15 protein-coding genes are annotated in these 14517 nt (G+C 40.7%); all 15 read right to left on the bottom strand.

Annotation, left to right across the window (positions count from 1 at the left end; genetic code table 11):
- Window position 1: 1 nt before the first annotated feature.
- Window positions 2-697 carry a tRNA (adenosine(37)-N6)-threonylcarbamoyltransferase complex dimerization subunit type 1 TsaB gene (tsaB, locus tag PQG54_RS09485; RefSeq protein ID WP_271790143.1) on the bottom strand — a complete coding sequence of 232 codons (696 nt, stop codon included), beginning with the start codon at window positions 695-697 and terminating at the stop codon, window positions 2-4.
- 1 nt (window position 698) lies between these two features.
- Window positions 699-1286 (bottom strand): malonic semialdehyde reductase, encoded by a 588-nt coding sequence (locus PQG54_RS09480; RefSeq protein WP_271790144.1) that lies wholly within the window; start codon window positions 1284-1286, stop codon window positions 699-701.
- A gap of 15 nt (window positions 1287-1301) precedes the next feature.
- Window positions 1302-1868, bottom strand: coding sequence for a NifU family protein (locus PQG54_RS09475; protein WP_271790145.1), 567 nt, complete (start codon window positions 1866-1868; stop codon window positions 1302-1304).
- A 114-nt stretch (window positions 1869-1982) separates the two neighbouring features.
- On the bottom strand, window positions 1983-3164 hold the full coding sequence (locus PQG54_RS09470) for an MFS transporter (protein ID WP_271790146.1): 1182 nt from the start codon (window positions 3162-3164) through the stop codon (window positions 1983-1985).
- Window positions 3165-3331: 167 nt separating this feature from the next.
- Window positions 3332-4561, bottom strand: a complete 1230-nt coding sequence (locus PQG54_RS09465) for a tetratricopeptide repeat protein (protein WP_271790147.1) — start codon at window positions 4559-4561, stop codon at window positions 3332-3334.
- A 12-nt stretch (window positions 4562-4573) separates the two neighbouring features.
- Window positions 4574-5020: an ExbD/TolR family protein gene (locus PQG54_RS09460; RefSeq protein ID WP_370866909.1), complete on the bottom strand. Its 447-nt coding sequence runs from the start codon at window positions 5018-5020 to the stop codon at window positions 4574-4576.
- A gap of 9 nt (window positions 5021-5029) precedes the next feature.
- Entirely contained in the window at window positions 5030-5485 is a 456-nt protein-coding gene (locus PQG54_RS09455; RefSeq protein ID WP_271790148.1) for an ExbD/TolR family protein, read from the bottom strand.
- The gene (locus PQG54_RS09450) at window positions 5482-6411 is read right to left on the bottom strand and encodes a MotA/TolQ/ExbB proton channel family protein (protein WP_271790149.1); all 930 of its coding nucleotides are present in this window, start codon (window positions 6409-6411) and stop codon (window positions 5482-5484) included. The genes PQG54_RS09455 and PQG54_RS09450 overlap by 4 nt, the downstream gene beginning before the upstream one ends.
- A gap of 246 nt (window positions 6412-6657) precedes the next feature.
- Window positions 6658-6804, bottom strand: coding sequence for a hypothetical protein (locus tag PQG54_RS09445; RefSeq protein ID WP_271790150.1), 147 nt, complete (start codon window positions 6802-6804; stop codon window positions 6658-6660).
- A 65-nt stretch (window positions 6805-6869) separates the two neighbouring features.
- Window positions 6870-7295, bottom strand: a complete 426-nt coding sequence (locus PQG54_RS09440; RefSeq protein WP_271790151.1) for an energy transducer TonB — start codon at window positions 7293-7295, stop codon at window positions 6870-6872.
- 14 nt (window positions 7296-7309) lie between these two features.
- Window positions 7310-8017, bottom strand: coding sequence for an energy transducer TonB (locus PQG54_RS09435; RefSeq protein ID WP_271790152.1), 708 nt, complete (start codon window positions 8015-8017; stop codon window positions 7310-7312).
- Window positions 8018-8072: 55 nt separating this feature from the next.
- Window positions 8073-9204, bottom strand: a protein-coding gene (gene prfB / locus PQG54_RS09430) for a peptide chain release factor 2 (protein WP_271790153.1) whose coding sequence is annotated in 2 segments (ribosomal slippage) — window positions 8073-9134 and window positions 9136-9204 — 1131 coding nt in all. Because the reading frame shifts where the segments join, the coding sequence is not laid out codon by codon here.
- 71 nt (window positions 9205-9275) lie between these two features.
- Window positions 9276-11795 (bottom strand): penicillin-binding protein 1A, encoded by a 2520-nt coding sequence (locus PQG54_RS09425; protein ID WP_271790154.1) that lies wholly within the window; start codon window positions 11793-11795, stop codon window positions 9276-9278.
- A gap of 111 nt (window positions 11796-11906) precedes the next feature.
- A complete protein-coding gene (locus PQG54_RS09420; RefSeq protein ID WP_271790155.1) occupies window positions 11907-12821 on the bottom strand; it encodes an aldo/keto reductase in 915 nt (304 codons plus the stop codon).
- 46 nt (window positions 12822-12867) lie between these two features.
- Window positions 12868-14403, bottom strand: a complete 1536-nt coding sequence (locus PQG54_RS09415; protein ID WP_271790156.1) for a TerC family protein — start codon at window positions 14401-14403, stop codon at window positions 12868-12870.
- Window positions 14404-14517 lie beyond the last annotated feature (114 nt).

Here is a 14517-nt window from a genome sequence, read left to right as displayed (position 1 = left end):
TTTAAATCGGGGCTTTCCTTAATCCTTTTTTGGGCAATTTAGCCTCGGGCGCATCAACGTATAAAGGACATATCGGATTCGAAATATAATTTGTGTTATTATATTGATCGGCTATTTTTGCCATCATCAATGCATCTGCTTCATTCACATCCATCAATCTTTGCGCATGGCTTGGCAGCGTGTCTTCTATACTTGAAACAGCTTCTCCGGTGATAAAAAAAGGCTCATCAGGAAAAAGGATTTCATCATCATTATAGGCAATTACTTGTGAAGACTGATTAGTCTCCACAAAAACCCGTCCTCGGCGTGCTTGGGTGATATGCCAAATTAGTTGAGAAGTTGAATGATCCGATAAAAACGGAAATAATACTTCGCCACGTCTTAATCCAACAGCAGGGCATCCTAAACCAACCTGCATCCCTAACGCAAACGCAATCGATGCTCGCAAACCTGTAAATGACCCAGGCCCTACCATCACCGCAATCAGATCTATTTGATCTGGTTTCAGAATATTTTGTTCAATAAATGACTGAAAATAAGTTGGAAAACGTTCAGACCCACCTTTAAGCGTTGTTTTTTCTTCGGCAAGAACAGAATATTGAGAATCACGCTTTTGAACAATCGCAATATAATTAGGTGCTGTTTCAGAAGAAGACGCACCGTTCATGACTAAAATCGTTTTACAATCGCTCATCATCTTATAACATCAAACATGCGTCTTGAAAGTCAAGACGAGGCAATCGTTCAGATGGTTGATCTTTCTGAGCATATCCTAAACAAATTAAAAAATTAGAATGCCAGCCTTGTTCTTCAAAAAATAACGTATCGACCATCGAGTTATCGAACCCTGACATAGGCCATACATCAAGACCCAATGCTCTGGCTGCCAAGATTAAATATCCGCCTTGCAATGTTGAGTTACGAAAAGCTGTCTCTTCAGCAAAAGGAATATCCTCGGCATACCAAGAACGCAGTTCAGCTTCGGGATATAATGTAGGTAACTCTTCATAAAATAAAGGATCATGCGCAACAATAGCAATGACTGGCGCGTTTAATGCATGATCAACATTACCCGCAGATAATGCAGAACGTAATTTTTCTTTGCTGACCACGTGCGTCACAAATGCAAAACGTGCGGGTTGACAATTGCCAGAGGTCGGTGCCAACTTTACCAGATTATAAAGCTGCGTTAATAGAGCAGGATCTACTTCTTTATTCGACCAAGATTTAGGTGTTCTGGCGTCTTCAAATAATTGACGCAAAGATTCCTCTGGCAAAGGGTTCATTTGAAAATCTCTTTTTTAAAAGTCAACTTTTTCAACAGATACAAGATCAGGCAAATGACGGCGCAAAATTGTTTCTACACCATGTTTTAATGTCAAGGCAGAGGATGGACATCCTTGGCAAGCACCTTGCATTCTCAGATAAACGCTGCCGTCTTTGTAACCGTGAAAAATAATATCCCCACCATCACGAGCCACAGCAGGTCTGATTTCATCGTCAAGAATATCTTTGATTTTCTCTACAATCTCTTGATCTTCAACCCCAATTTCCATTTCAGAAGCACCAGATAATACAGGATCCATTTTAATCATGGTCTTATGCATTAAAATAAATTCCATAATGATGGAAACAACCAACCCTTTTAAGGTTTTCCAATCAACAGAATTATCTTTTGTCACCACCAAGAAATCAGAACCAAAGAAAATTCTTTGAACCCCTTCTATATCGAACAATGACTGTGCCAAAGGCGCACAAGCAGCACTCTCTTTATCTGTAAACTCAATTGCTTGCTGTTCTTGCAAAATAGTTCGCCCCAAAATAAATTTTAATGCATTCAGATTTGGGGTTTCTTCGGTATGGATCATTCTGATTCAAGAGTCCTTAATGCTCTATATCGGCTATGTATATATTAATAGATAGACATTTCTTTTATGCTTTTCCAGATAAATAATCAACTCTTGTTCACTCAACACAGAGCATCACCCTACAGAATAGCGCTTATTCTTCGTAAACATCACAATAATCACTGCGATCACCATAAAAACTAACAAAACAGGAATCGTCCGTTCAAAGCCATTGCAAATAAAAGAAATGATCGTTCCTGCAACACTGCCAAAGCCAAATCCTAAATAGATAAAGCCGTAATTTTTAGTAACCCCTTCAAGTCCGAAAAAATCTCCAATCAATGGAGGATAAACTGCAATTGTCCCCCCAAAAGAGAACGCAATACAAGCCACCGCAATAAAAAACAATATCATATTTAAAACTGGATAACAGATAATAGCAACCCCAATACACAGCAATATTTGGCAAATTTTCAAAGATAATAAGGTGCCAATTTTATCTGAGGCACTACCGATGACCAAACGACCACATAAATTAAAAAACGTTAATACCGCAACGGCATTTGCTGCCATATTTGCATCAAGATGCGCCATTTGCTCGCCAATATCTTTGGCAGCACCAATAATATATATTCCCGTCATAGAGGTAATCAGAAAAATTGTCCAAAACCCCCAATAAGATTTAAAAACCAATACTTCCCTTAACCGTTTAGCCGTATTTTTAGCCTGCTCAGGAGAATCAACCATAAAAAAAGCTGGCACAATCATTAATGTAAAAACAATACCACCCCACAAGAAAAAAGCATATTCCAGCCCATATACACTCAAAAGATGATGATTAACATATTTAAAAATCACACTCCCAAGCCCATAAGCCCCAATGGACAAAGACGCAATGACCCCTTTTCTTTCTGGGAACATTTTAACACAATTGGTAATAATCATTAAATAGACGGCACCTTCGGCCAGTCCCATAATAATCCCTGCACCAATATATATCCCAAATAAACTGGTGGATTGCGAAGCAATAAATAATCCTGAAAACATCAAAATCGCTGCGATAATAGTCGTATAACGGACGCCAATCTTCTTTTGTAAATATGCAGCCTGAGACGACGCTAAGGATAGGCTTAAACAGAATAATCCAAAGGTAATTGCCACTTTGAAAACATCAACGCCTAAATGATGCGCAATAGAGCTATTAAATAAACTCCATGTATATGCAGATCCCAAAGCTAATTGAACAATTATTGCCCCTATTAACGTCAGGACTTTTCGATAACTAGGTAACGCATCAGAAAGAACAGCTGAATTCATGGCATCATATTACTTTCACACTCAATTAATATGTTTAATAGATATTAATTAGCTTATTTCATTCCTCAAAGAACGATCAAATCACAATATTGAAAGATCGTTCCTATTGAAATTTAACTTATGAAATAATATCAGCAGAATTACTTAGTAATAAAAGATTTTAAATCTTACTTAGCTTCTAATTTCATCAACCACAAACCTGCTAGCTCCGCTGGGACGCCAGTCCCTTTTATCGATTTCAAAAGCTGAATTGCTTTGGCTTTTTGCCCAATATTTTGTTGAACAATAGCCGTTTGCAATAATGCCAAATTACGATCTGTAATAGGTTTGGACAATGCTTGTTGCATTAATTTTGGACCTTCTGTTACTTGTCCGTTCCAGAACTGGTCATAACCCAATGCAAATAAAGCATCACCAGAAGTATCTTTTTCTGCTTGAGCAAGCTGTGCGGCATAATCAGCTTTTGCTTTTGCTGTAATCTTTCCAGCATAATCCTCAAAACGTAATACACGTTTTTGATCGCTAGCACCGAACAGGTTTTGACTGTGGATCTGAGCCATTGCTTGCTTTGCAGCATAAGGGTAGCCTGCTTGAATAGCAATCTCAGCCATGGTAATATATTGATCGGCTGTTGTTAACAACCCTGCCTTGGCTCTGAACTGCCATACTTCGAATTCAACAGCGGGCTTCATGCCTTTGGTTGAAACCAACGAATTCATAACATGTGACCAATATTCAGGTTTAGGATAATGCGTTGCTAGCTGGACATAACTATTACGCATGCCATCTTTGTCACCTAATTTTTGTTGGCAATTCACCATAAATTGCCATTGTGTTTCCGCTGGAACAGAACCTTTTTTAAGCTCTACATCAATTTGTTTTTGTTGTTCAGCCAAAGCAGATTTATAATCATTATTCAAAAAATAAGATTGAATCAGCAATGTCTGCATATGGGGATTGTCCCCACCTTCTTTGAAATAACTCTGAATATATTGAATGGTTTCAGGATATTTTCTGTAACGATAAGCCAAGCTGGCTTGCGCCATGATCGTTTGAATACGCTGTGCTTTGGTCAGACGAGATGAAGACAATAAATGCGTATAGGCCGCCAACGCAGCATCAACTTTGTTTTGTTTAACCGCCGAGGCAATTTGAAGCTGCGTAATAATATCGCGCTCATAGGGTGTCGCATTCGCAATTGCTTGTGCTTCTTTGATCGCTTCATCAGCTTGAGGATACTTCCCTTGCTTCATCAACTGTTCCGCTTTTTTCAAAGGCACAGCCATTTGATTGCTGACAATATCTTTGGCATGCAGTGTCGTGGCACCAACACTGATCCCAGAGGTCAAAAAAGTTGCTATTAGTAATTTACGCATCCAAGCTGATTGCTTCATCATCTCTATCCCGTCTTAGTTTTGTCCCATGATCCCGATTTTTTTTATCCCCAATCGCTGAGCATCCGCCATGATGATGGCAACGGTTTTATAGCTTGCCAATCTGTTGGGTTTAATAAAAATTGTTGGTTGATCTGGAAGTGCTGCGATTTCTTTGAATTTCTGTTGCAACGCATCTTCGTTGGCAACATTCTGATTATCGAACGAGATCGTATTGTCAAAATCAATGCCAACCGTTAAACTTGGTGGAGGCTCTGCTTGAACAGGTTCCCCACTGCCCAACGCAAGTTGTACAGATTGTGTTTGCAAAGGAATGGTAATGATCAGCATCACCAACAGCACCAACATCACGTCAATTAATGGGGTCGTGTTAATATCAACAATCACCTCTTCCTCTTCTGAGCTTTTTTGCATAGAAAGGCGGCGCATTTGTCGGGTTCTTAATGTATTATTATTCATCATTAATGCCCTCTAATTTGGCTTTGGTGGTTGTGTAATAAAGTCAACACGGCTGATCCCCGCTTGTTGGCAAGCTTCAACCACTTTTCCCACAAACTCATAGCGCGCACTGATATCACCACGGATTTGTATTTGAGGTTGCGGTTTTAACGCAGCAATTTCGGCAAGTTTCGTATTTAAAGTGCTGATGTCAGCAATAGGTTGTTCATTCCAGAACATTTTTCCCTGCCCATCAACTGCTAATACAATATTGCCTTGCTTCACAACCGTCAGATGGCTCATCCGTTCAGGCAGATTAACCTGTACCGAGTGCGTTGCAACAGGAATGGTGATTAAGAAAATAATCAACAAAACCAACATAATATCAACCAAAGGGGTTGTGTTAATTTCGGAAACGACTTCGTTTTCCTCTCCTCCCATTCCCCCATAATCCCCGCCACCGCGAGGACCACCTATGTGAATGCTCATGCAGCGTCACTTTCTTTCGTTGCAGGATTTTTACCTTGAGGATTGCCACCAATGAGTACACATTGAACGTCTGCGGTGAAATTGCGCGCTTGATCCATCACCACTTTGTTGCGACGGACTAAAAAGTTATATCCCAACACTGCTGGTACAGCGGTTGCCAACCCGATTGCAGTCATGATTAACGCTTCACCCACTGGTCCTGCCACTTTATCCAAGGTTGCTTGACCTGCAATGCTGATGGCTGATAGCGCGTGATGAATCCCCCAAACCGTTCCAAACAACCCAACGAATGGTGCTGTTGATCCCACCGTTCCAAGAAAAGCCAATCCACTTTGTAAACGTCCTTGAATATGATCCAATGCACGATGCAGGCTCATGGAAACCCAGCTATATAAATCGATTGAATCTTGCAAAGCCCCTTTGTGATGTTGAGCTGCCTCGATACCATTTTCAGTAATATAGCGATATGCAGATTGCGCACTTAAAACGTCAGCACTTTGTTGTAAATTCTTTTGTTGCCAGAATTTTTTGCGGTTGACTTCTTTATACGCACCCGCAACACGATTTTGTGCAATAATTTTAATAACAATTACATACCAACTGCCAATAGACATAATAGCCAAAATCAATAAGGTAATTCGAGAAACAATATCCCCACCAGACCATAATGCTTTTAATCCATAAGGATTTTCAGCAGATTTAGCTTTATCTTCACCAGATGCAGGTATGGCAGATACTGGCTGCTGTGCAGGGACAGGTTGTGCAGAAGGAGCTGGTGCTGCAGGTTGTGCAGGGGCTGCAGCAGGTTGCACAGGGGCTGGTTGATTAGGTTGTTGTGCCATAGTTGTTTGATTAGCAGCCACCGCCATTGCCAATGTAAAAGCAACAGGAGCAACATAACGAACAAAGTGATAACGCTTACTCATAATTTAAAAATATTCCTCAACAAAACAAAAAAGCAAACTGGTTCAAAGATAATCTAGTCTTTATATTCGATGGACTAACAAAAACGAAAACGCATTTCAGAAAGAAACTTGCAAACAAGATTTCGTGAGATGACAAGCATCAAACGCAAAACAAATTTTAAGTAAATATACCTTAAAATATTTCGGGTTAGTTTACTGGCAAAAAAACCATCATCTCTTTTGACAGTCTTTCTGAACAATTTTGCACTACAAAGCAAACGGGTTCTCCTCAATGCCTTCGTTTTTCATTGAGTCAGAAGAAGCAGTCAACTTACTTTGATTTGCTGAGTGTTTTTTTGACATTTTACGACCCCAAAAAGTATATTTTTTTGCATTTGCTGTGTTAGAGGACATGTTTCGCAACTTTTGTATGTTCTCATATAGCACAATTAAATTAATCATTCTTTGTAACATATTGCTTATTGACCTAATTTAAAATCAACAACATAACGATGTTTATATTCCTTAACAGGAATACCATCTCGCATCGCTGGATCAAATAAAGCATACATCATATACCGTAACGCAGCCATATCAAATGCTTTATATCCACTGCTTTGCGTTATCTGACAATCGACGGGCTTTCCTGTCACTTCTACATCACAAGACAATATCACCCTTCCTTCTTTGTGATTCCCCAGCATATCTACTGGATATTGAGGTTGAACACCATTGAGAGGATGACTGCCTGCTGCATGCGTTATTGCCCCTATGTTCGTTCTTTTCGCTTCTTGTTCTGTTTTATTAGCCCAAGGGTATAAAAACTGACCCAGGGATCCTAAACAACTCAGCAAAAATAATAATGCTGAAAAGAACATTTGTAAAAGATGATATAACTCTGCCAATAAAAGTAATACCCTTATAATCTAAAGTTAATGGTATAACGATGACCTAATTCTTTAACAGGCGCACCATTCTTGGTTGCAGGACGATATCGAGCACTATTGACGTATTTCAAAGCAGCCTTTGTAAATGACATGCCCCCAGAGGAACTAATCACATGACAATTACTGGTTGAACCATCGGTCTCTACATCACAAGATAAAATAACCCGTCCTTCTTTTTGAGCCGCCTCCATATCAGGTGGATACTCAATCTGCGCCCCATTCAACGGACGACTACCTGCACTGCGGTCAGGCTTACCCAAACCTGCGTTTGATTGACCTTGACCTTGCGTTCCCACCATCGAACCAGAAGTTGCCTCAGGTTGAGAAGCTGGCTGACTATGTGCAGGTGGCGTAACAGGAGGACGTTTTTTAACCTGTTTTTTCTTTACCACCGGAGGAGGCTTGGGTTGGGGTGGTGCCTCTGTATTAATTGGGGGTGGTTCAATTTCAGGAGGCGGTGGCACAATCATTTCAGGGGCTGGCGGTTGCGCTGATGCTGAAGATGAAGCAGAAGAAGCAACATCAATAACTTGAACCTGTACAGGAAGCGTTTCAGCTTGTTCCTTTTTAGGGGTTGATAAAAACACCACCAAAAGCCATATCACCAAGAGGTGAAAAATAACAACTCCGATGAAGCCAATAACATGCTCAACAGGATGACGCTCATTCAAACTGACCATCAATGAATACTTCCTATTCTGTATAAACCCATAATCCACCCAATTTTTGTTTTATTTACGATGCCTGAGCACTGGCTTCTGAACGTGTTGCCCCAACCCGTAATGCTAAAGCTGCTGCCATAAATTCATCCAAATCCCCATCCAATACAGCTTGCGGATTTGTTTTCTCAACCTCTGTACGCAAATCTTTAACCAACTGATAAGGTGCCAAAACATACGAACGAATTTGATGTCCCCAACCAATATCTGTTTTTCCTGCTTCTGTTTGAGCAGCGGCCTCTTCTCTTTTCTTCAACTCAGCTTCGTACATACGTGCTTTTAACATTTCCATTGCCGTGGCACGGTTACGATGTTGTGAACGATCCGTTTGACAAGCTACGACAATTCCTGTTGGCATATGCGTAATTCGAATAGCAGACTCTGTCTTGTTAATATGCTGCCCGCCCGCACCAGAAGCACGATACGTATCGACCTTCAAATCTGATTCATTAATGTCAATCTGTATTGAATCATCAATCACAGGATATACCCATACAGAAGCAAATGATGTATGACGACGTTTTGCAGAATCAAACGGCGAAATACGTACCAAACGATGCACACCTGCCTCTGACTTTAACCAACCATACGCATTCATTCCACTTATTTGTAACGTTGCCGATTTAATACCCGCCGTTTCCCCTTGCGTACTTTCCATAAAGGTTACTTTATACCCACGTTGTTCAGCCCAACGTGTATACATACGCAACAACATTTCTGCCCAATCTTGAGCTTCAGTTCCGCCTGCACCAGAATTGACCTCTATATAACAATCATTACGATCTGCTTCACCAGAAAGCAAGCTTTCAATTTCAAGACGTTTGACTTCTTTTTCTAATGCTTTCAAGTTATTTAAAGCATCATCAACAATTGATTGATCCTCTTCAATTTCTGCCAATTCAATCATTTCAAGATTATCTTTACAATCTTGCTCTAACTTACGAACTAACGCTATTTGATTAGCAAGATAAGTTCTTTCTTGCATAATCTTTTGTGCATTATCAGCATCATTCCACAAATTAGGATCTTCGATTTGATGATTCAGTTCCGCAAGTCGATCCAACGCAACATCCCAGTCAAAGATGCCTCCTCAGCAGCTCTAACGACTGCTCAATCACTTGATGAATGGCCTCACTCTCTGTAGACATACCCTTTTAACTTCCAATTGCAAATGCTTCTTAATATTACTATCAACTTTTTGAAATGAATTCAAGTCTGTTTAATACAAACCACCCATTCCAATATCCTCTCCCCCTCCTGATGATGGGGTTGTTTTCGGTTTAATCGCTCCTCCTTCATTCACGTAGTCCCCAGAATATCCAGCCCCCATGTTTTCTTCGGAATCAGGAACATTTTCAGCACCCGTATCAGCAGCACTTAATGTGCCCGTCGCCGCTCCTGGACTTAGATTAATGCTGTCGCCTGGTTTTTGATCGGTTTTAAACGCATCGGTTACCATTCCTTTGCTGGTGCTATAACTTGCCATAACAATTCCTGATGGTCTGATGAAATCTCTTTTTGGATAAGTTGGCAATACATCTTTCATATACGCATTCCAGACGGGCCCTGCCAAAATCCCACCGGCCATCCCTCTTCCAAGGGTTTTTGGTGTATCAAATCCAAACCAAACAATCGTCACAACGTCAGGCGAGAAACCTGCAAACCATGCATCGTTAAAATTCTGAGAGGTTCCTGTTTTCCCAGCAATCGGTGTATCGATCCCTTTGCTAGAAGAAAAACCTGTTCCACGACGCATTACATCTTCCATCATGGTAATAATTTGGTAAGAACTCTGCTCTGATACGACCCGTTTACGATTATCGGTAAGAGTTGGTAAATGATTAGGATCATTTACATTATTCGCTGCAAACCCATCAGAACGCCAAATGACCTTACCATTGCGATCCTGAATATAATCAACCGTCGTTGGATGAACAACTACACCACCCGCAGCAATGCTGGCATATGCTCCAGCATGACGTAAAACCGTCGTTTCAACCGCACCCAAAACAGCAGGCAATACTTTTGGCATTGAATCAACTTCACCCAGTGCAATTGATAAATTAGCAACGGCATCCATACCAATCTGTGCAGCCAAACGAATAGTCACCAAGTTACGAGAATATCTTAACCCATTATGTAGCGCTGTAGGTCCCCAGAAATTCTTTTCATAATTGTTCGGATGCCAATCCCCCACGGAAAACGGCGAATCCATAAAGATCTGAGACGGTAAAATCCCTTTTTCCATCGCTGCCAAGTACACAATCGGTTTAAAAGAAGAACCAGGTTGGCGTTGAGCTTGAGTTGCTCTATTAAACTGAGATTCTGCAAAAGACCAACCGCCAAACATCGCCAAAACGCGTCCCGTTCTGACATCCAACGAAACCAATGCCCCTTCGATCAAAGGAATCTGACAAAGTTCAACTTGATTACCCTCTGACTGAGGCTCAACCATCACGATATCACCATCTTTTAATGGTTTACGTTTCGACCAAGATAGGCTTTTGGATAAAATGGTTGCTTGATGGGTTGCACGCCCTCCACCAGACACCCAGCCCACTTCACCTGTTTTTGCATTTAATACCATTGCCAAACGCCAATTTGGCAACATACCACCAGGCGCTTTCTGTTTCTTTAAGTTCTCTGCCCAATCCGCAACAGCATCCGCCCCAAGATGTGCGACCGCACCACGCCAACCGTGATTCCGATCATATTTCATTAAGGCTTGACGCATTAGTTTGGTTGCCAGCGCCTGATCTTGCAAATTAAGACTGGTATGAACTTCCAATCCACCTTGCATAGTTTTTTCAAGACCGTAACGATCAATCAAATCACGACGAACAGCCTCCGCATACCATTCAGTTCCTGCTAAGGGTCCCCGACGACCACTGATACTTTTTGATGAGATTGGTTCATTTTGGGCTTGAACCTTTTCTTCCTGAGTAATCGCACCTGTTTCCGCCATACGACTTAACACAAAATTACGTCGTTGCTTTGCTGCCTCTGGCTTACGGAACAAATCATAATTATAAGGCGATTTAGGTAACCCACCCAAATATGCCGCTTCTGCCGTTGTTAATTGATCTAAATTTTTATGAAAATAAATCTGTGCTGCTGCTGCCACCCCATAAGCACCAGCACCTAAATAAATTTCATTCAAATAAATTTCAAGAATTTGATCTTTGGTCAATGATTGCTCAATACGCATTGCCAAAATGGCTTCTTTGATTTTTCGTTCCAACTTACGATCATTATTTAGCAACATGTTTCTTGCAACTTGTTGAGTAATCGTCGATGCCCCCACCAAGCGCTTGCCATGAACACGAAATACGTCTTGCACCAAAGCACGCCCAATCGCCATTGGATCCACGCCACCATGTGTATAGAAATTTTTATCTTCTGTTGAAATAAAAGCATCTTTGACTTTTTGAGGAATGGCTGCAATCGGCACAAATAACCGACGTTCAGAGGCCAACTCTGCCACGACCTGATCGTCGTTTGAATAAATTCTACTCATCACAGGTGGGGAATAATCCCGCAGACCCTCAATAGTTGGCAACCCTTTGACTGCGCTTTGATATTTAATCCATATCGCAAGCCCTCCGCCAACAAGGACCAGTAAGAGCAATCCAGTAATTGACCCAATCAATATCCGCCAAAACCTGTAACGAGGACGGGGCGAAATAGCAGCAGTACGTTTACGTTCAGAGTCACGAGTATCAGGGGTTTTAGGAGACATATGAAACAGGCTCTATTCTCAAAAAATAATATAAATAATTCAACTTAAATGACATATATACAGATTTTCATAAAAAATTGAAATAAGCCAAATAAGTTGAAGATCAAAAACTTAGTCTTCTGCTAAGTATAATTTCACAGAATTTTTACGTTTTTCCCACATTTCTGCGCCTTCTTGGTCTAAACGCGCAAATTCAACGTCGGACAACTCTATATTCACCGCTGCAGTATTTTCTTCTAGATGGTTGACTTTACCCGTTCCAGGAATAGGAATAATCTGCTCGGCACGTCTTAACAACCATGCCAATGCAATTTGACGAGCCGTGGCTTGTTTATGCATCATGATTTCTTTTAATACGATCCCTTCTTCGAATTCTTTTTGATCCAAAGGAGCATAAGGGATAAAGGCAATATTATGCGCTTCGCAATATTGTAAAACTTTTTCTGATTCACGGTTAATCAGATTATATTTATTTTGCACAGAGACCACTTCGAAAAATTCTTGTGCCTTTTTAATCATGCTAATGTTGACCGCCGACAAGCCAACATGACCAATCAGTCCCTCTTGCTGCATCTTAGCAATAACTTCAAATTGAACTTCTGCGGGGGTGTCTTCTGCTACACGATGTAATTGCCAAAAACGAATCTGATCCAACTTTAATCGACGTAAACTCATCAGAACACATTGGCGTAAATAATCGGGATTACCAATCGGACGCCAAATATCAGGGCCATGCCGAGTATGTCCCCCTTTTGTTCCAATCAGTAATTCTGGGGGATAAGGATATAAAGCTTCACGAATTAAATCTTCACTTATAAATGGACCATAACTATCGGCGGTATCAATGAAATTAATTCCCAATTCAACGGCACGTTTTAACGTTGCGATTGCTTGATTGCGGTCTTCAGGCTCTCCCCAAACCCCTTGTCCAACAATACGCATTGCGCCAAAACCCATGCGATTAACAGGGATTTCCCCACCAATCTTAAATGTTCCAGCATTGGCTGCATTGATATCTAGCCCCATTTTTCCATCCCTTTTAACAAAATACCCATGTTAGCAAAATCGTCACTTATTCATCAGTGTCTGTTATTTTTGTAATTCGTACTAATTCAATACGATAGTCTTTGACTTCTAAAACTTCAAACTTTAATTGTTGAATTTCGACTACTTCACCAACACTCAATATTCGTTTATGATGGGCAAAAAGAAATCCTGCTAGGGAAACATATTCTTCATCATGATCGAAAAACGCATCACAATTCAAGGTCATCATCACAGAATGAATATCGGTCGCCCCTTTGACAAGCCATCCATCGCCATCTTTCACAATTTTTGAAGTTTCATCTTCATCGGGAAACTCCCCAGCAATCGCTTCCAAGACATCAACAGGGGTTGCTATTCCTTGAACCGTATCGAATTCGTTGGTAATGACAACCAAACGCCCTTTGGCTTTCTTTAGGATTGGCAGCAAATTAATCACATCAATCATGTCTGGCACGATAATGGGCGGATGTTGTGCTGCAAATTCTGCAACATTGCCATTATCATTAATAACCATCAATAAATCTTTGGCTCTAACCACACCAATGATTTTATCCAACTCACCTTGACATACTGGAAAGATATTATGCGGTGTGGCCATGATCAAATCTTTGATTTCTTCCAAAGAATCTTCACAATCAATCCAAGAAACTTCTATACGAGGGGTCATGATACTGCGCAAAGAACGTGATGCCAAGGTCAACACCCCATTAATCATATAACGTTCTTCTTCGGCAAAACTTTCTTGCAAAGATTTTTCAACATTGCCTTCCATTCGTTGCGCACCATTACCGCCCAGCAATCCCAAGATTTTTTCAGCTGTTCGATCTCTAAACGGTCTTTTGGATTGGTTTTTAAGAAAATTGCGCCGAGCAACTTGGTTAAAGAATTCGATAAGCAAGGAAAAGCTGATCGCAGCGTAAATATATCCTTTGGGAATATGGAACCCTAGTCCATCAGCAACCAAACTGACACCAATCATCATCAAGAAGCTGAGGCACAACACAACCACCGTTGGATGGGCGATAACAAAACGTGTCAGAGATTTAGAAGCATAAATCATCACCATCATCGAAATGATAACCGCAGCCATCATGATCGCAAGTTCATTGACCATTCCAACCGCAGTAATCACAGAATCTAGCGAAAAGACGGCATCTAATACAATGATCTGGGCAATCACCACCCAGAATTTAGCATTGCCTTTGCCTTGATTATCTTGATGTTCATGCCCTTCTAATCGTTCATGCAGCTCCATCGTGGCTTTGAAAAGCAAGAAAATACCGCCAACAATTAAAATCAAATCACGAACAGAAAGGCTGAATCCTCCATAACTGACCAACGGCTTGGTCAGTGTCACGATCCATGACACAATGGATAACAACCCTAAACGCGTCACCATCGCCAAAACCAGCCCAATAATTCTGGCTTTATCACGCTGATTAAAAGGGAGTTTATCAGCAATAATCGCTACGAAGACGAGGTTATCGATCCCAAGGACAATTTCCAAAACAATTAGGGTAATGAGTCCCATCCACGCCGAAGGATCCAGTAAGAGTTCCATATATCTTTCTCAAAAAAATAATAAAAAGCCTAATTAGTCATTATTCGCATAGTAGTATAAAATATTTATAGCACCCAATAGTTCATGCCAATATGCTAAAACAATCAAGTCTAT

The sequence above is a fragment of the Commensalibacter communis genome (genome assembly GCF_947179015.1).
Taxonomy (GTDB): Bacteria; Pseudomonadota; Alphaproteobacteria; order Acetobacterales; family Acetobacteraceae; genus Commensalibacter; species Commensalibacter communis.
This window is presented reverse-complemented; position numbering and strand designations above follow the sequence as displayed.